13 protein-coding genes, 1 other RNA gene and 2 pseudogenes are annotated in these 18666 nt (G+C 66.9%); 5 read left to right on the top strand and 11 right to left on the bottom strand.

What is annotated here, in order from left to right:
- Positions 1–90: 90 nt before the first annotated feature.
- Positions 91–1431, top strand: coding sequence for a hemolysin family protein (locus Y887_RS16415; protein ID WP_046965370.1), 1341 nt, complete (start codon positions 91–93; stop codon positions 1429–1431).
- Entirely contained in the window at positions 1415–2086 is a 672-nt protein-coding gene (locus tag Y887_RS16410) for an exopolysaccharide biosynthesis protein (RefSeq protein ID WP_046965369.1), read from the top strand. The genes Y887_RS16415 and Y887_RS16410 overlap by 17 nt, the downstream gene beginning before the upstream one ends.
- 447 nt (positions 2087–2533) lie before the next feature.
- Here Y887_RS16410 and Y887_RS16405 read toward each other — a convergent pair whose 3' ends face one another.
- On the bottom strand, positions 2534–3034 hold the full coding sequence (locus Y887_RS16405; protein ID WP_046965368.1) for a pyridoxamine 5'-phosphate oxidase family protein: 501 nt from the start codon (positions 3032–3034) through the stop codon (positions 2534–2536).
- Between the two features lie 60 nt (positions 3035–3094).
- Positions 3095–4096 (bottom strand): LLM class flavin-dependent oxidoreductase, encoded by a 1002-nt coding sequence (locus Y887_RS16400; protein ID WP_046965367.1) that lies wholly within the window; start codon positions 4094–4096, stop codon positions 3095–3097.
- A 410-nt stretch (positions 4097–4506) separates the two neighbouring features.
- Here Y887_RS16400 and Y887_RS16395 point away from each other — a divergent pair, with 410 nt between their 5' ends.
- Entirely contained in the window at positions 4507–5910 is a 1404-nt protein-coding gene (locus tag Y887_RS16395; RefSeq protein WP_046965366.1) for an MFS transporter, read from the top strand.
- A gap of 40 nt (positions 5911–5950) precedes the next feature.
- On the opposite strand, the pseudogene Y887_RS16390 reads toward Y887_RS16395, so the two are convergent.
- Positions 5951–7679: pseudogene (locus Y887_RS16390) on the bottom strand (ATP-binding cassette domain-containing protein).
- A 78-nt stretch (positions 7680–7757) separates the two neighbouring features.
- Positions 7758–8825 carry a phosphoenolpyruvate carboxykinase (ATP) gene (locus Y887_RS16385; RefSeq protein WP_046965365.1) on the bottom strand — a complete coding sequence of 356 codons (1068 nt, stop codon included), beginning with the start codon at positions 8823–8825 and terminating at the stop codon, positions 7758–7760.
- 156 nt (positions 8826–8981) lie between these two features.
- Here Y887_RS16385 and Y887_RS16380 point away from each other — a divergent pair.
- Both Y887_RS16380 and Y887_RS16375 read left to right on the top strand, forming a co-directional pair.
- Positions 8982–10536 (top strand): annotated as a pseudogene (locus Y887_RS16380) (B12-binding domain-containing radical SAM protein).
- Between the two features lie 145 nt (positions 10537–10681).
- Entirely contained in the window at positions 10682–11896 is a 1215-nt protein-coding gene (locus Y887_RS16375) for a nucleotidyltransferase family protein (RefSeq protein WP_046965364.1), read from the top strand.
- 329 nt (positions 11897–12225) lie between these two features.
- Here the strand turns inward: Y887_RS16375 and Y887_RS16370 are convergent, their stop codons facing one another.
- From Y887_RS16370 to Y887_RS16345, 7 genes are all read right to left on the bottom strand, one after another.
- Positions 12226–13347, bottom strand: a complete 1122-nt coding sequence (locus Y887_RS16370; protein WP_046965363.1) for a glycosyltransferase family 4 protein — start codon at positions 13345–13347, stop codon at positions 12226–12228.
- Positions 13344–14474 carry a glycosyltransferase family 4 protein gene (locus Y887_RS16365; RefSeq protein WP_046965362.1) on the bottom strand — a complete coding sequence of 377 codons (1131 nt, stop codon included), beginning with the start codon at positions 14472–14474 and terminating at the stop codon, positions 13344–13346. The genes Y887_RS16370 and Y887_RS16365 overlap by 4 nt, the downstream gene beginning before the upstream one ends.
- A 127-nt stretch (positions 14475–14601) precedes the next feature.
- Complete coding sequence (locus tag Y887_RS16360; protein WP_046965361.1) at positions 14602–15300, bottom strand: class I SAM-dependent methyltransferase; 699 nt, start codon at positions 15298–15300, stop codon at positions 14602–14604.
- Positions 15297–16514: an amidohydrolase family protein gene (locus Y887_RS16355; RefSeq protein ID WP_181112879.1), complete on the bottom strand. Its 1218-nt coding sequence runs from the start codon at positions 16512–16514 to the stop codon at positions 15297–15299. Before Y887_RS16355 ends, Y887_RS16360 begins: the two co-directional genes overlap by 4 nt.
- Positions 16515–16526: 12 nt before the next feature.
- On the bottom strand, positions 16527–17369 hold the full coding sequence (locus tag Y887_RS16350; protein ID WP_046965359.1) for a class I SAM-dependent methyltransferase: 843 nt from the start codon (positions 17367–17369) through the stop codon (positions 16527–16529).
- A gap of 283 nt (positions 17370–17652) precedes the next feature.
- A non-coding RNA gene (locus tag Y887_RS19395) (sX9 sRNA) lies at positions 17653–17729 on the bottom strand.
- 55 nt (positions 17730–17784) lie between these two features.
- A complete protein-coding gene (locus Y887_RS16345; RefSeq protein WP_046965372.1) occupies positions 17785–18627 on the bottom strand; it encodes a Wzz/FepE/Etk N-terminal domain-containing protein in 843 nt (280 codons plus the stop codon).
- Positions 18628–18666: the final 39 nt, after the last annotated feature.

Genomic DNA, 18666 nt, shown 5'->3' with positions numbered 1-18666 from the left:
CTATATTTCCCCGTTGCCGCCCCGCCCTCGCGCGCGCCGGCCAACCCCGTGCTTGCCCGCCCTCCCCTTCACTGACCGGGGAAGACGCCCGTGGTTGAGTTTCTGATCGTCATCGCACTGATCGTGCTGAACGGCTTCTTCGCCATGTCGGAGATGTCGCTGATGACCTCGCGCAAGAGCCGCCTGAAGCAGATGGCCGGCTCCAGCAAGCGCGCCGCGCGGGCCCTGGCATTGGCCGAGAGCCCCGAGAACTTCCTGTCCACGGTCCAGATCGGCATCACCTCGATCGGCATCCTGACCGGCCTGTTCGGCGGCGAAGCCATCGGCGAGGCGATCGGCGAACGGCTGCAGCTGGCCTTCCCTGCGCTGTCGGCCACCTTCTCGCTGGTTGGCGAGCCCAAACCGTATTCGGCGGTGATCGGCAGCACCCTGGCAGTGGCCCTGATCACCTTTCTGACGCTGATCTTCGGCGAGCTGGTGCCCAAGCGGCTGGCACTGCGCAATTCCGAGGACATCGCCGGCTTTGTCGCGGTGCCGATGACCTGGCTGGCCAAGATCGCCGCGCCGGGGGTGTGGGTGCTGGCGCGCTCCACCCGGCTGGTGCTGCGCCTGCTGGGCATGGGCAAGGACGAATCGGCATCGATCACCGAAGAAGAGATCCGCATGCTGGTGGCCGAAAGCCACGAGGCCGGCGTGATCGATGCGCACGAGCGCGACATGATGAACCGGGTGATGCGGCTGGGCGATCGCACGGCCGACAGCCTGATGACCCCGCGCAACCGCATCGCCTGGCTGGATGCCAATGCCGAGCCGGAACGCAATCTGCTGGTGATGCGCGAGCACGAGTTCTCGCGTTACCCGGTGTACCGCGGCAGCGATCAGGACATTGCCGGCGTGCTGGAAGTCAAATCGCTGGTCACGCGCCTGGGCGGGCACGGCGAGAACCTGTTCCAGGCACTGCGCGATACCTTGTTCGTCTCCGAATCCACGCATGCGATGAAGCTGCTGGAGATCTTCCGCGAAGAACAGCAGTCGATGGCGCTGGTGGTGGACGAATACGGCGAAATCCGCGGGCTGGTGACCATCAGCGACCTGATGGGCGCGGTGGTCGGACGTTTGCAGGCGGTGGAAAACACCGACGAAGACGCGTTGGTGGTGACCCGCGCCGACGGCTCGCTGCTGATCGACGGTTCGCTGCCGGTGGAAGAATTGCGCGAAGTGCTGGGCGCCGAACTGCCGGAAGCCGACGAAGGCGATTACCACACGCTGGCCGGGCTGTGCATCTACTACTTCGGCCGCATTCCGCAGGCCGGCGAATTCTTCGATTGGGCCGGTTGGCGCATCGAAATCGTGGATCTGGATGGCGCGCGTGTGGACAAGCTGCTGTTGAGCCGCATCGGCGACGAGGACAGCGATGACATCGTCGGATAACGGCGTCCCGCCATCCGACGCGTCCGGCGGCGAGCAGATGCGCTACCGCAACGAAGGCATCCGCAGCTTGCTGGCGGCCTTCAGCGACGGCGACCCGGAGCACGTGCTGCGGGTGCGCGACATCCTCGCCGACCTGCAGCAAAGCGCGTTCGGGGTGTTCTTGTTCCTGGCGATCCTGCCTTCGTTCATTCCGATCCCGGGGGTGGCCGGCGGCATCAGCGGTCCGCTGACGGTGCTGATCGGCGTGCAGATGATGTGCTGCCTGCGCAAGCCGTGGGTGCCAGCCTTTATCGGCGAACGCGGGCCGCGGCGACGCACCAGCCAGCGCTTCGTGGCGAAGCTGGCACCGACGCTGCAGCGCCTGGATCGCCTGCTCAAGCCGCGTCTGCACGGCATGCTCGATCGGATACCGGCACAGGTGTTCACCGGGCTGCTGCTGGTGCTGGTCGGTATCTTGCTGACGCTGCCGATCCCGTTTACCAACTACCTGTTCGGCCTGATCCTGTTGCTGTTCGCGCTGGCCTTGCTGGAGCGCGATGGCGCCTTGATGCTGGCTGGCTGGGCGGCGGCACTGGCATCGATCGCAGTGTTCGGCATCACGTCGGATCAGTTGGTGGATCTGATTCGCGGGTGGTGGCCGGTCGCTTGGCGTTGAGTTTCAACCTTGCGTGCGCGCCTGATTGCGCCTGTTGGCGCCGACTGATCACGCTTCACGCTGGAACGTGGGTGAAACTTTTCCGCTGGCCAAAGCCGGTTGGCAATGTCAGTCAAACGTCGAGGTTGCTGGCGGACGTACCCTCACCCCAACCCCTCTCCCGCCGGAGAGGGGCTAACGTGCTTGGCGCGCAGTTGAGCGATCCTGGGTTGCAGTGGTGTCGTGGTACGCCCCGTGCGGACTGCGTTGCGTTGTGGGCGACACAGTGCGCCACACGCGAACAAGCGAAGCTTGCGGCGACGAGTTTTCGCCGCATTCGAACGGACCGCTCGTGTAGAACGCCCGACCGTCGCACTAAAGCCAGGCCTTGGTGACTGGATCGGGATGTGTCACTGACGTCAGGTCCTGGCGCTCGGATCAGGGCTTGGCGCTTACGCCAGGTCTTGCTTACTTCAGATCGACCACGCGGTTGTCCGAGAGGCTGGCAGTGTCGTCGGTGACGGCAGCCATGACGAAGTACAGCGCCTTGCCGAGCAGGCCGCTGGGGCCGTCCCAATACTCTGCCGACTCGGCGCGTACGTGAATCAGGCGCAGGTTGGGGTCGTCCTTGCCGCCGGGGAAAAACACCTTCATTGCCGGCGACCACAACACATCGATCTTGGCGCGGTCGTGCACCACGCGGGCGGTGCCTGCGACCGACACATAGGTGTTCCTGGATGCCGAGGCGTAGGCCACGTTGACGCGCGGGTCGGCGGCGATCTCCGCCACCTTCGGGCTGTCGGCAGCGGTGGCGAACCACAGGTCGCCATCGAATTCGACTTCCTGCGTGCCCAGCGGGCGGCTCACCAACTTGCCGTCCGCCGAGACGGTCGTGAACATCGCAATGTCCACGCCGCGAATCAATTCTGCCAACTGCTTGATGCTCTCGCTACGTTCCTGAAGTTGCATGCGTATGTTCCCGATGGAGATGCACGCATCTGAGCGGATTGCCGCGCAAAGCGACGTGAATCACGCGATGGTCACGTCCAGCTCGCGCACCGCTTCGGCTGCGATCTCGAACGAACGCAGGCGCGCGGCATGGTCGTAGATGTTGGCGGTGAACAACAGCTCGTCCGGCGCGTGGCGCTCGATGAAGGCGGCCACGCCCTGCGCGATCTGGTCGACATCGCCGAGCACGGTGCACGCCAGGGCGCGCTCCACGCCGACACGCTCATGCGGCTGCCAGAAACTGTCGATGTCGTCGATGGGCGGCGGAATCTTGCCGGGCTTGCCGCGACGCAAATTGACGAAACTCTGCTGCTGGGTAGTGAACAGACGACGCGCCTGGGCTTGCGTTTCGGCCGCCACCACATTGAGGGCAAGCATGACGTGCGGCTTGGCCAGTTGCGCGGACGGGCGGAATTCGCGGCGATAGATCGTCACCGCCTCGTCCATCGCATCGGGCGCGAAATGCGAGGCGAACGCAAACGACAAGCCCATCGCGGCAGCCAGGCGCGCACTGAACAGGCTGGACCCGAGCAGCCACACCGGCACATCGAGTCCGGCACCGGGCACGGCCTGCACCAGCTGCCCCGGCACGGCAGGGGCGAAGTAACGCAGCAACTCGGCCACGTCCTGCGGAAACTGGTCCGCGCTGTCGAAATAGCGGCGCAATGCGCGCGCCGTCGGTTGGTCGGTCCCGGGCGCGCGGCCCAGGCCCAGATCGATGCGCTGCGGATACAACGACGCCAGCGTGCCGAACTGCTCGGCCACCTGCAGGGGTGCGTGGTTGGGCAGCATGATGCCGCCGGAACCGACGCGGATGGTCCTGGTGCCGCCGGCGACGTGTCCGATCAACACCGCCGTGGCCGCGCTGGCAATGCCGGGCATGTTGTGGTGCTCGGCCAACCAATACCGGTGATAGCCCCAGCGCTCGGCGTGTTGCGCCAGATCGAGCATGTTGGCGAAGGCGTGGCTGGTGTCGCTGCCTTCGCAGACGGGCGCCAGGTCGAGCACGGAAATGGGCGTCATCGGACGGCTCCGGAACTAAGTGATGGGCAAGAGATGGGGCTGCCCGCGGCGCATTGCCAGCCGCCTGCCTGACACTGAGAGGATTACAGCATTCCAGCAGCCGAACACCGGCTGCGGGCCGGAGCTGGGTCGTCAAGCGCGGCTGGCAACCCTAGCGCGAGCAGCCGTCGGGCGGCTGGGACGGCGCAAGAGCCGGCGTGCACGCGCGGTTGATGCCGCACCGAGCATCGGCTGCGCCTACCTGGCAGCTGTCGCGTCGTTCCGTTGACTGCTCCAGGCTCGGCTGGCCGCGGCGCCGCAACAGATGCACCGACCAAGGCGCGAACACGTCGACGGTGCCACGAAGGACCGGCGCTGGCGGATCAGGCCGCTGGCTATGATGCAGGCTGACTTGGCAACGCGAGACGACGATGGCGACGAGCGCCCCGGCCGCCCCTGACTCCAGTGCCGCACAGATCGCCGCGCGCATCGATCGACTGCCGGCCAGTGCCACGCTGTGGCGGTTGGTCGGGCTGCTGGCGCTGGGCGGGTTCTTCGAGCTGTACGACCTGTTCCAGACCGCCTACATCAGCCCCGGGCTGATTGCCGACGGCATTTTTGCCCAGGGTGCCGATGGGGTGTTTGGCATGTCGGACCAGGCGGCCTTCGCCGCGGCCACGTTTGTCGGCCTGTTCGTCGGCGCCGCACTGTTGAGCCCGTTCGCCGATCGCTTCGGTCGCCGCCTGGTGTTCACCTTCGCCCTAGTCTGGTACACCGCAGCAACGGTGGCGATGGGTCTGCAGAGCACCGCGACCGGGGTCATCGTGCTGCGCTTTGTGGTGGGTATCGGGCTGGGCATCGAGCTGGTGACCATCGACACCTACCTGTCCGAACTGGTGCCGCGGCACATGCGCAGTGCAGCGTTTGCGTTCGCCTTCTTCGTGCAGTTTCTGGCGGTGCCTACCGTCGCCCTGACCGCCTGGCTGCTGGTGCCGCATGCGCCGCTGGGGGTGAGCGGTTGGCGCTGGGTGGTATTGCTGAGCGGCGTGTTTGCATTGGCGATCTGGTGGCTGCGCAGCCGCTTGCCGGAATCGGCACGCTGGCTCGCAGCGCAGGGCCGCCATGCCGAAGCCGATGCGGTGCTGGGGCAACTGGAAGCGCGCTGCGTGCGCGATATCGGCGCGCCCTTGCCCGCGCCGCAACTGGCTGTCGCAACGCCTGCCGCCCAGGCGCGGGTGTCGGCCTTGTGGCGGGCACCCTATCGCAGGCGCATCGGCATGCTGGTGGTGTTCCATGTGTTTCAGGCCATCGGTTTCTTCGGCTTCGGTAACTGGTTGCCGGCGCTGATTGCCGCGCAAGGCACCGGGGTGACCAAGAGCCTGGGGTATTCGTTTGCGATCTCGCTGGCCTACCCGCTTGCGCCGCTGCTGTTGCTGCGCTTTGCGCAACGCTGGGAAAACAAATGGCAGATCACCGCCTCGGCGCTGGGCGCGGTGGTGTTTGGCGTGCTGTTTTCGCTGCAGCATCAGGCCATCGGCATGGTGCTGTGCGGGGCGATGATCGCGTTTTGCAATGCCTGGATGAGTTTTGCCTACCACGGCTATCAGGCCGAGTTGTTCCCCACCGGCTTGCGTGCGCGGGCGGTGGGATTCTGCTACTCGTTCAGCCGTCTGGCGACGGCAGTGAGCAGCGTATTGATCGGCTGGCTGCTTGCGCAGGTCGGCAGCCATGGCGTGCTGATGTTCATCGTGATCAGCATGTCGATCGTCGCGGGCGTGATCGCCGTGTTCGGGCCGCGCACGCGCAATCGTGCGCTGGAGGAGATTGCCGGCTAGCGCCGTTGCGTTGCGGTGACAGGCCGGCGATGCACGCGACTCACGCGCCCAGGCGCGTCGTCGGGGCCGCGCGCCTGCCCTGCGGCTGCGGGAGCGGTGTCTGTCCAAGCGCGACGGTGCGATCGGCCACCGAGGCCAGGCTGGTGCGATGGGAGACCACCACCAGCACGGTATGCGGCAGACGCTTCCGCACCGTGCACAGCAGCTGATGTTCGGCTTGCGCATCGAGTGCGCTGGTCGCCTCGTCCAGCACCGCCAGGGTCGGCGCGCGCAGCAGCACCTGCGCCAACAGCAGACGTTGCAGCTCGCCACCGGACAGGCGGCTTTCCGGGCCGTTGATGGCGGTCAGCAGGCCATGGCCGTCGCGCTGCAGACGCGCGTGCAGCCCGACGTCGGCCAGTACCTGCCACATGCGCGGCTCGGTGGTCCCTGGCAACGCCCACTCCAGGCAATCGCGCACCGTGCGCTGCCAGGGCCGCACGCCCTGGCCGATGTAGGCGCTGTGCCGGATCAGCTGCCGGTAAGCGGCGAAATCCAGCCGACGCCCCCCCCATGTGCGCATCGAACGCGGCGGGCGGCGTCTGACCGGAGAGCACGTCCATCAAGCTGCTCTTGCCGACACCGGAGGGCCCGACGATCAAGCTCATCTCTCCGGGCACCAGCAGCAGCGGGCCGATATCCAGCGCAGGCAGCGGTGCCGCCAGTTCGACGCGTTCGACATGCAACGCAGCCGGCAGCGGCGGCGCGGCCTCGGCCGATGCCTGCATGCGCGTCGAGCGCAGATCCACATGGCGCCGCCATAGCTGCAGCGCCGGCCAGGCAGAACGCAATTGCTGCACGCTCTGCCGCGTGGTGACCAGATACGGCAACAACCGGCCGAGCAGCAGGCTGACCGTGATCAGCGCGGCGCGGTCGGCGCCCTGCCACAGGTTGGCCAGCACCAGAATGCCGGCGATTGCGGCCACGGCGGTGAGTTCCAGGACCAGCCGGCTGCTGGCCACCAGCTCCTGCTGCTGTGCGTAGCCCTGCCCCAATCGCGTCGAAATGCGTTCGTAATGCCGTGTTTCGACCTCTTCGCGCTGAAACGAACGCACGTGGCGCAGGCGACGCGGAAAATCTTCGCTCAACCAGAACAGCTGCGTCATGTCGGCCACATAGTCGCGGCTGATGCGTGCCTGGGCATCGCTACCGGACAGGCGCACACCCAGCCAGGCCAGGACCAACAACAGGGGGGTGGCAAACAGCAGCGCAGGTGCGATCAGCACGGCAATGCATAGGCTGACCACTGCGGTCATCCCTGCCACCAGCAACTGCAGCACGGCGCTGAAGCCTTGGGTGGCGATCTCGATATTGTAGGTGAGCACGTTGGCGATTTCGGCCGAACTGGCACTTGCCAGCGCCGGCAACGGCGCATCGATCAATGCGGCATGCACTCGCCCACGCAGACCCACGGCATAGCGGCTGGTCAGGCGTGCGGCCAGGCGTGCGCCCCACCAGCGCAGGACGGCGAACAACAGGCTCACCATCACGAACAGGCTCGCCTGTATCGGCAGGCCACCCGGCAATGCGAGTCGGTAGCCGGCCAACTGCACGCTGTGGCCCGGTTGCACCAGCGGCACCAGGCACACCGCGACGATGCTGCCTACGCACGCGGCAGCCAGCGACAGCGCGACGTACAGTGCCACAGCCGGCAGGTCTGCGGGCAGCAGCGTGTCGGCAAAGCTGCGCAGCGCCGCTCGCATCCGGCCGCCATGTGCGGGCTTATGCATCTGCTGCACCGCATGCCTGATGCGCCGTTGGATCCGCGGCACGCGGCAGGCGCCACGCGTGCGCAATCGCGCAACCTGTCACCGCAACACCTGCAGCACGGCCTCCACCGAGGCATGCGGGTGCGCGCCGCGGCGCAGGGTGAACATGCCCACGCGCTGCACCTGCGCGACAAACCGCTGCCAGCCGGGCTGACCGGCTGCATACGGCTGGTCCCGCGCCAGGCACTCGGCAATCTGCGTGACCGGCACTGGCGCCAAGACGGGCGCGGAGGCATCGGCAGGCTGGCTGGACAGCATCAGCACTGCACTCAACTGCAACGGTGTGGGCGCAAGCGTGGCATGGCCGTGGCGAATGTCGACCTCGTACTTGTGCACGCCGCTGCGGCGAGCAATGGTGGGAGAAGCACTGATCCATGCACGCGTCCGCGCATCGAGCAGCCCGAGCGATTCCGGCCGCAGATGCAGAAAGTTGGCCACACCGGTGGTCAGCAGACTCTCCGCTGCCACGAACACGCCGTCTTCGGCAATGAATTCCAGGCCGTGCAGCAGGCTGTGCAGCGCCAGCGTGGATTTTCCCGCGCCGCTGGCGCCCAGCAACAGCACGCAGCGACCGTGACGGCCAACGCAGGCGCCATGCAGGGGCACCAGCCCGATGCCGCGCGCGGCAAGCAGGAACACCGCAAATTCGATGAGTTCGTAGCGCACGTGATACGCGTGCGCCAGCATGTCCTCGGACACCACCAGCATCGCGCGACGCTCGGGCACCGAGAGCATCAGGTAATTGCAGGCATCCATGACGCCGCAGACCAGCCCGCCAACCGCATGCGTGCGTACCGGCGGCACACCGACCGCTGCGCCCGGCGCGCGTGGCACCAGGTCCAGCGTGAGATGGAACTGCGGCGCGGCCGGCAGACAATGCGCCGGCAGGCCCGCGTAAGCGGCATCGACCAGCGCCAGTAACGCCTGGCTGTCGCTATGAAAGTGGAAAAGTGCACCCAGGATCTGCCGCTGCACGCTGAAGCGCCGCGCATGCTGCTCGCCGAACGGGTCTGCCGCGCCCGTCTCCGGTGCGGGCGTACTCGGCGCAACCACGCCTGCGCGTTCGCTCACCGGCATGTGTTGCGCCCACGCAGCCGACTGCGGCATGCCTGTCATCCATTGCGTTGATCAACCGGTGTGTGCGCCTTGCATGGCGAAAGGTTGCATCGACGCAGGCGCTGAACTGCCGCAACACATCGACGCTGGAGCGCAGCGCGATGGCGCAACCAAAGGTGCCTGCGTGCGCACCTACTGCCGAGCCGAATGCCGGTGTCTGCGCACGCGACCGCTGCGCGTCATCTGGCAACAGAACGAGAGCCTTGTGCAGATGCTAAAGATCCAGGTCAGTCATTCGTACTTCTTGCGTTACGACCCGAAACAATGGGAACGCGGCAAGCCGTATCCGCCGCTGGCCACCCTGCAGATTGCCGCGTTGCTGCGCGAGCGCGGGCATGCGCTGAGCCTGTTCGACGCCATGCTCGCCGACGACGTGGAGGACTATGCCGGCGCGCTGCATGAGGCGCAGCCGGACCTGGTGGTGTTCTACGAGGACAACTTCAACTTTCTCACCAAGATGTGCCTGAGCCGGATGCGCGAGGCAGCCTGCCGCATGATCGGGCAGGCACGCGCGGCCGGTTGCCGGGTGCTGGTGGCGGGCTCGGACGCCTCCGACAACCCCGATGTCTTTCTGGCCGCCGGCGCACATGCGGTCCTGATCGGCGAAGGCATCGCGCCGTTGATCGAGCTGATCGAGCGCGTGGAAACCGCCCCGCAACTCGATGACCAGGCCTGGTTGGCGGGCGTGGCGCGCATTGCCACCAGCGACCCTGTCGCGGCGCGCGCGCACCCCGGCGCGCAGCCACCGGACGCACGCCTGAGCGGGCTGCCTGCCTGGGACCTGGTCGACATGCCGCGCTATCGGCAGTTCTGGCAGCAGCGGCATGGCTATTTCAGCTTGAACATGGCCGCCTCGCGCGGCTGCCCGTTCCGTTGCAACTGGTGCGCCAAGCCGATCTGGGGCAACCATTACAAACGCCGCGGTGCCGAAGACGTGGCCGCGGAGATGACTCATCTCAAACGTCATTTCCAACCCGACCACCTGTGGATGGCCGACGATATCTTCGGCTTCCATATCGATTGGGTCGAGACGTTCGCGCAACGCTTGAGCGAAGACGACGGCGCCATCCCGTTCACCATCCAGACCCGCGCCGATCTGGCCAGCGATCGCATGGCCGCCGCGCTGGCGCGTGCCGGTTGTGCGGAAGCCTGGATCGGTGCGGAAAGCGGCAGCCAGCGCATCCTCGACAAGATGACCAAGGGCACGCAGGTGGGCGAGGTGATCGCTGCACGCCAACGGCTGGGCGCACACGGCATCCGCGTGGGCTTCTTCATCCAGCTGGGGTATCTGGGCGAAGAACTCGACGACATTCTGGCCACGCGCGCCTTGGTGACACAGGCCAACCCGGACATCATCGGCGTCAGCGTGTCCTATCCCCTGCCCGGCACCAAGTTCTACGAAGAAGTGAAGAATCAGCTGGGCGGCAAGACCCATTGGCAGGACAGCGACGACCTGGCGATGATGTTCCATGGTGCCTACGACTCGGAGTTCTACCGCAGCGTGCGCAATCTGCTGCATACCCAGGTCGACCTGCAGCAGGCACGCGCGACGATGACGGCCGATGCCTTTTCGCAAGCGGCCGAGCAGCTGGAAGCGCGTTGGACCGCATTGATCGCCTCGGAACGGCTCCACCGCACCGAGCCGCTCGCCACCCTGGCGGCACGCCAGCCACGGCAACTGGAGACGGTACTGGTGGGCTGATCGAACGTGGCAGCAAGCGGACGGGTGATCGTCAGGCGGTGGCCTGCGCGGGAGTCACCGTGCGTCGCGCTCAAGCCAGCCGAGTGATCAGCATCCAGCATCGACATTCCATTGACCCACCCTTTCGACTTTCCGGATCACCCGCATGCAGCCTTCGCTTCGTAGCATCAGACACGGCCTGCACACCGCCACCGAGCAGTTGGCGCACGAGCTGGCACAGCCTGGCGACACTTCGCCGCAGTGGGACCGATTGCAGTGGCAGCTGGCCGCAGCGGCGGCGGCGGCGCATGGCGTCTCGCCGCTACTGCAGCGACGCTCGTTGTGGCAGAACGCCGAATGGACGGCCTTTCTGAGCGAGCAGCGCAGCCATGTCGAAGACCGGCACCGGCGGATTGCGCTGCTGTTGACGCAGATCGATGCGGCCGCACGCAGCGCGGGCATCGCGCTGGTGGGTCTGAAGGGCAGCGCCTTGCATCGGCTGGGCGTGTATCTGCCCGGCGATCGTCCAATGGCCGACATCGATCTGCTGGTGCAGCCGAATGACGCGCCTGCGGCGGCGGCGCTGTTGTGCGGGCTTGGCTATGTGGCGTCGTTCGAACAATGGAAGCACCAGGCGTTCAAACCGCTGCAAGGCGACGCCGTTGCCGGCTTGGGCGAGCATCGCGACGCGCCGATCAACATCGAGCTGCATACGCGCATCCAGGAGCGTCTGCCTGTGCGCAGCGTGGAGATCACCGCGCGGATCTGGCCGGAGCGCCCGCACTCCGGGCTCAATCCGTACCCCACCATCGGCGCGTTGATGTGCCACCTGCTGCTGCATGCGGCCGGCGGCATCTGCCATCGCAGCATCCGCCTGATGCATCTGCACGATCTGGCCTTGCTGGCCACGCGCATGGGGCCGCGCGACTGGGAGGAGCTGTGGGAAGACCCGGCCGTCTCGCCGTGGTGGGCGTTGCCGCCGTTGTTGCTGCTGCAGCGCTATTACCGCGCAGTGGTGCCAGCGACGGTGATGGCGCGCCTGCATGCGCAGTGTCCGCGACTGCTGCGCATGCGAGCCGCCCGGCAGTCGCTGACCACCGCCTCGTGCTCGAACCTGTGGTTGTCTGCGCTACCGGGGATCGAGTGGTCGGGTTCGCTGCGTGAGGCGCGCCAGTACCTGCAGCAACGCGTGGTGCCGTCGGCGGAGAGCCGCAAGGAGCGGGCCGACATGCTGCAGACCCAGTTGTGGCTGCAGGACCAACCGTGGGTGCGCCAGACCCAGGCGCGCCGCCTGATGACCCGGCTGACCCGTCCCGTCCCGCGCACCGACATGTTGTATGTGGTGCGTGCCGCGCTCGATGGGTATCTGCAGCCTGCGTAAGCCTGCGTCGGTGTCCTGCGCAATCATGTGTTGGCGTGTGCTGCCAGCGTCGGCGCGGAACGCGTGTCGGCACCGCGGCCTTGCATGCTGCGGTGATCGCCGCGGTTACGATGCCTGAAGAAAGCGGCAATCAGCCGGCGCTGCGTGCGTGGCACGCCAGATGCGCACCGGAACTGCGTCGTGCGTGCTGGCCGCGCACAATGTGATCTGATCCGTGTGACTCACGCACCACCATCACTCCATGGCGAGCAGTCGTCAGGTGTCGATGCAGGGCACGCGCCGCACCTGCTGCGTCCGCCTGGCAGCGACGCAGCAGGTTCTCGTTCGTTCTAATGCGTCGGACCAAGCGGCCGGCGCTCGCATAACTGACGGTAGATCTGTTCGAACAGGCGTGTGGTCATGGCCGCGTCTTCGCGCACCGCGCGGCATTGCGCCGCCCATGCCAGACGCAGGCGCAGTTCGTCATCGCCAAGCACCTGCCGGACCGCCTCGGCCAGGCCCGCCCAATCGCCCGGCGGCACCGCCAGCGCAGAGACCGGCGCCCATTCGACCAGGTGCCCGACGGCCGTGCCGACGGTGGGAACACCGGCCACGGCCGCTTCCAGCAACACCATCGGTCCGGCTTCGTGCAGGGACGACATCAGCAACACGTCGGCGGCCAGCATGATCGGGCGCAACTGGCGCTGGGTCTTGAAGCCGAGAAAGCGCACCTGCTCCTGCAGATCCAGCTGCTGTACCAGGCGCTGCATCGCACCGTCCAACGTATCGACACCGACCATGTCCAGCGTAAAGGTCACGCCGGCCCGCTTGAGCGCGGCCATCGCGCGCAGCAAGGTCGGTTGGTCCTTGACCGGATTCAGGCTAGCCACGTGCAGCAGACGTGCAACTGCGCCCTGGCGGGCGCGCGGTGGAACCGGCTGCCAGGCACGCAGATCCACTCCCAGCGGCACGCGCTGCGCGCCGATGCCAAGCGCTTGCAGCGACGCGACGATGGGCGCGCTGGCAGCGGTGACACGATCGGCCAGGCGCAGGATCACCGCTTCGCGCAGGCGCCCGCGCCACTTGCGGCGGCCGCCGTAGCCGATGGCATGCAGCGCCACCAGTTCACCGCCGGCGATATGCACCACGCTTGGACGCCGCAGCAGCTTCGCTGCACTGACTGCGATCAGGCTGCAGTAACCGGAAAAGATCGCCTGGATCACCGCGAACGGGGCGCGCCGGTGTTCTTCGACAATGGCGCCGATCGCACGCAGACGCGTACGTCGCGCGCCGATGTTGTGCACCTTGGCGCCCCGCAGCATCCAGGTATCGGGCAAGGGCTCCTGATGCAGCACGAACACGTGCACCTCGTGGCTGCGTGCCAGCCATTCGATCAAGGTCAGGAACACCGGAATCACGCGAACATCGCCGCTGCGATCCACGCCCCCCGGCACCACCAACGCCAATTTCATTGGGCCTGCGCTCGTATCGGTGTCGGCAGGCTGGCGTATGCCTGCGCCCAGCGCCGCCCCACTGCAGCAAACGACAGCCGTGCATCGAAATGCGCGCGCACCTGCGCGCGGCTGGGACGCTGTCGCGCCACCCGCAGCAACAGTTCCGCCAATGCGCTGGCATCGCCCACCGGCCACAGTTCGCCGACCGCGCCATCGTCGCTGAGTGCGCGAAAGGCCGGAATATCGGTCAACAACGGCAGGGCGCCGCAAGCATAGGCTTCCAGCGCGGCATAGCCGCAGCTCTCGGCGTGGCTGGCGGACACGAAGACATCGCTCGCCTGCAACAGCGTCTGCACGCGTGCATGCTCGACCTTGCCCAACAACTGCACGCACCTCGCCAGATTCGCATCGTCTCGCAGCCGCTGCTGCACTTCTTTCAGCAGGGGCGCCTGGTCGAACACGCACCACAGCCGCAGGCCCGGCAACAGGCGCGCCGCGATGGACACCGCATCGAGCACGCACAGCGGATCCTTGGCCGCACTCAGATGGCCAATCCACAGCACGCATGGGTCGCCACGCAGTTGGCTCTGTTCGCGCGCCAGCAGGCGATCGCCGGGCACGAAGCGGCTGCTGGATTCGGGAATCGCAAACAGCTGCGTACGGCGTGGAAACAGGCGCGCACGCACAAACGGTTGCGCCATCTCCAGCGAGGTAAACGCGATGCCGGCAGCGGCGCCATAGCGCGCCCGCCACACCGCCCTGCTCCACCAGCGTGGCGGGCGATTGGCATGATCCTGCAACAGGATGGGTATGTGCGGCAGCAGGCGCGCAAGCCTGCGCGCATCGCCGGCAAATTCCAGGCCGTGCACATGGACGATATCGGCGCCGATGTCACGCACCAGCGAGGACAACGTCACCGCGCGCGTGGCGCTTCCTCGTGGGCCCAGCGCGACGAAGCGATAGTCCACGCCCTGCCGCGCGATCTGCAGGTTCAACGCGGAGGCCTGGATCACCGACACGCGCACCTGCGCGCTGGCCACCGCCTCGGCAATGTCGGCAAGCGAGGGCCATTGCGCAAACACCTGCCCGGCGCTCAAACCGACCGGCGTTGGCAACAGATTGAGCTGTGCAACATGCAGTGTCACGGTGCGCTTGCCGATGGGCCGAGGTGATGTGCAGGGCCGGCGCAGCCACGCGCCGCGCGACGCGACGCCCGGTCATGCCGGTTGCCCGCACCGCCCGGGTTGCGCGGGCAACGTGTCAGCGCGATGCTCACGCGAGGCGCCGCAGCCGCAGTACCAGTGCCACCGGCACCTGCAGCGCCGTCTGGTCGAAACGCGCGCCGGCAGGGATATCGGCCGGGTCCAGCATCGGCTCGGCCACCGCTTCGATCGCAAACCCCAACGCCGTGCATGCGCAATGCCAGTGGCTGTACAGATGCTGGGTGTGGCGCACCGCATAGCGCAGGCCATCGGCCTTGAAGTCGCGGCGCCAGCCCAGCGCATGGCCGATCGGATGCACGTCGCTGCACAGCACCAGGCCACCGACACGGGTGACCCGATGCAGTTCTTCCAGCGCTGGCCATAGCAGCTGCAGATGCCCGACCACCAGACCGCATACGCTGAGGTCGGCAACCGCATCGTCAAGCGGCAACTGGTCCAGGCTGCCCTGCTGCAACTGCACGCGTGCCGGCAGCCAATGCTGTGAGAGCTCCGCCTTGGCGCGCTCAAGCATCTGCGGCGACAGATCGACACCGGTGACATGTCGCGCGCCACGGCGCAGCGCATGCAGCATGTAGCGACCGCTGCCGCAGCCGGCATCCACCACATGCAGGTTCTGCAGTGTGGAGGGCATCAAACCGAGCATTGCGCGCTCTTCTGCCTGCATCACCGGATTGTGCGCATGCGGCGGATACGCCTGCGCCCAGAGCGCATACGCCGCGTCAGGCTCGAGCACCGGGACCGCGCTCACGACGCGACACCGATCGATGCAAGCGCGTTCGACGATTGCTGGACGCTTTGCACCTGTTGCAATCCGGGTTCGAGCGCGAGCACGGCCGGCTCCGCCAGACTGGCGTCCAGCAACTTGGGGCGTCCATCCAGCACCACCGGGATGGTCTGGACGCCGGCGGCCTCGAACCAGGGGGCAAAATCCGGATCGGCGATGCGTGGCTTGCCTTCGCGGATCACGGCGCGCAATGCGCTGCGTTCGCAGCCGATCAGGCTGCTGGCGGGCTCGCCGCCGCGGTCGCGCACGATCACCAGGTCCGCCACTGCGCCCGGTGCGATCCGTCCGCGCGTTGCCATGCGCAAGATACGCGCGGATTGATCGGTGGCCAGACCCAACAGCAAATCCGGCGCCAATCCGCTGCCGGCGGCGATGCGCAATTCTTCGAGCAGATCGCGCGCGCCACTGACGCGCGAATCGCTGCCCAGCGCCAGCCGCCCGGCCATGCACAGCTGCCATGGATCGAGCGTGCGCCCGAGCAGCGCAAGGTTGCTCGACGGGCACCACACCACCGCCGCGCCGCGCGCAATCACCCGCTCGATATCCTGCTCGCCCATGCCCACGCCATGGATCAAGACCGTGTTGGAGGCAAGACACCCGAGCCGATCCAGCGCGTCGAGTTCGGCACGCGCCACCGCGTCGGTGCCTTCGGCCAGGTGGATCATCCATGGGTGCGCCGCCGGCGTTGCCGCAAAGCTGCCCTGTACCGGCGGGCCGTAGCCGGTCCAGCCCAGCGCGTAACTCCAGCCGAATTCGCGCAGGACGCTGACCGGAAAGTCGGCCTCGTCCAACGTGGCGTGCCAGGGGTCGTGCTGCGCCACGCAGGTCACCCCGGCGAGCAGATTCTTCAAACCGCCATGGCGCAGGCGCACCGCCTTGGGCACGCGCAATGCCGCGGCCACGGACGGATGCTGAAAGTGTGATTGAAACGCCTCGATCCATGCATAGCTGTTGGCGAACGGCGCGCCCTGGGGCAGCGGCGGCACGCAGTTGACCTGCAAGTGCTCGTGCGCGTTGATCAGCCCAGGCGCCAGCACATGGCCCTGCAGGTCAAGGCGCAAGGTGCCGGTGCCGAGCGTGCCGCCGAAGCGGCCGGCGCGCATGTTCACCGCTGCGCGCGACGGGCCCGCCAGCGTGATCGATCGCGCGCCTTGCAGGCAGACATCGGCCATGGACATCGGCATCTCCACTCAGCGCTTGCGCATCACGATCAGGAAGTGATCGCCCATGTCGCGCAACAGCGGCCACCCACCGAAGCGGTCATCCAGCCCACCCAGGCGCTCGGAGACACGCGGATGCCGCTCGCAAAAATCGACCAGATACGGTGGCGGCAGGAACAGGCTCAGGGCACGGTAGCTGTCCAGAACGAAGTGCTTCTCGAACGCGCGATAGAACTCGCGTGGCAGGTGGTACCAGGTCCAGATGGTGTGGCCGTTCATGCCCACGGCGGTTGCGCCCTTGGCCGCACGCACCGCCGCGCGCTTGAAACGCCCGCGTAGCGCGTAATGGCCAACTTCCCACGGGCAGATGCGTCCGATCACCGAAAACACCAGGCAACCATCGGCGCGCAGCAGACGCGCGCATTCGGCGGCCACCGCCGGCAGATCCGGCGCGCAATTAAGCGGGCCGAAGTTGGAGTACATACCGTCGAAGGTGCCCTCCAGCTGATCGAGCTGCTGGATGCCGACATGTGCAGCTGTCAGGCGCTCTTCCAGCCCCTGCGCGGCGGCGCGGTGGCGCGTGCGTTCGATCATGGCCGGCGACCAATCGGTGGCCAGCACACGGTAGCCGCGACGCGCGAACTCACCCGCATCCAGACCGGTACCGCAGCCCAGATCCACCAGCCGCGCGCCGACCGGCAACTCTGCGGCCACCGTGTCCCACAATGTGGTGCGCATGCGCTGGATCAGCGCATTGTTGCCGCGTGGGCCATCGTAATCGGGGGCGACGCTGTCGAACGCGCGTTGCGTCTCCAGCAACTGCTCGGGCGCGACCGTCCCGCCGCGCGCGGCATGCTCACTGAGCACTGACATGCATCGCCTCCCCCACCCGTCCTGCTGATCTCACGGCACTCTCCAGACGCGGTACCGCCAACGCGGTATCGCTTGATAGACCGGTGAGTGCCGGCCTGCACCGGTTTGGTTGCAGTCGTGCCGTTCGCGCGGGGATTGCCCGGCATGATCGGCTACAGATTCGGCGGTGAAACACCTGGTCAGCAGGGCTGTGCCTCGCTCACTAGGCGCCGCGCTTGCGCGTGCAAACTGCCCTGTCGCCTGACACGCCGCAGTCGACGGCGATGACCGCGCGTCCCGCAGCGACTGACAGACCATGGCGAGCGGTCGCCAGATGGGGATGGACGGGACAGCCAGGACCGGGATGGACGCATGGGCCATGCCACACTGTGCGGCCGCAGCGCCCGCAAGGCTGCACAGTCGCTTGCATCAGCTCTCAAGCGATGGCAGCGTCACCTTCAACCCGACGGCGACGCCAGGCATTGCGGACCACTGCCGCCAGTACCCCCATCCCCGCTCCACCAAGCAGACCGACCGCCCAGATCATCAGCGCATTCGGAAACGCCCGCTGCTCGGGCACATACAACGGCCACGCCAACGAGGTTTGATAGGTGTAACGCGCGGTCAGGCGCGCAATCAGATCGTCACGTTCGCTCTTGATCGCACGGATGGTGGTGGTGTTTTCGGTCAGCAACACCCCGGCCAGCACCTGGTCCGGGCTTGCTACGGACCCGGATTGCAGTTGCTGTTGCAGTTGCGCGCGCGTGAGCGTGGCAACGCGCAGATCTTCGTCAAGCCCCTGCAGGCGCGTCCGTGCAAGCGCGAGCGCTGCAGCATTGGTGTCGCCATGCAAGCCCTGCAATGCGGCGACGGTGGCCAGCGCCAGGGTGCGCGCCTGCTGCACGGATTCGGCACGGATGGTCACACCGATGAGATTGGCATACGGGTCCGGATCCGGCTTCAGGCTGCCGCGATACAGCTGCGCGGCACGGCTCCTGAGCGGCACCCCGGCCCGGTGCAGGACCGCGTCCTGGAACAGCCGCGTCTTCATGCGATCGATCACCCGCTGGAACGGCTCGACCTTGGGGTCGCGTCCGGCAGGCGTGGGGCCGATTTCGCCCACCTGGATCCAGGCAGTGGCTTCCCATTGCGGCTTGGCCACGCGCAGGAAGACAAACGTCAGGCCCAGCACCACCACCAACGCGGCCAGCGCCCAGCGCCACTCGCGCCGCAGGATGCGCCACAGGTCGATCAGGTAGATTTCGTCGTGTTGATTCATGGTACGCAGGCTCTGGAACGTGACAGTGGGTTGCCGCAC

It is taken from the genome of Xanthomonas pisi DSM 18956, from assembly GCF_001010415.1.
In the GTDB taxonomy this organism is placed as follows: Bacteria; Pseudomonadota; Gammaproteobacteria; order Xanthomonadales; family Xanthomonadaceae; genus Xanthomonas; species Xanthomonas pisi.
The sequence above is the reverse complement of the archived record's forward strand: the minus strand, read 5'-3'. Positions and strand labels throughout refer to the sequence as shown.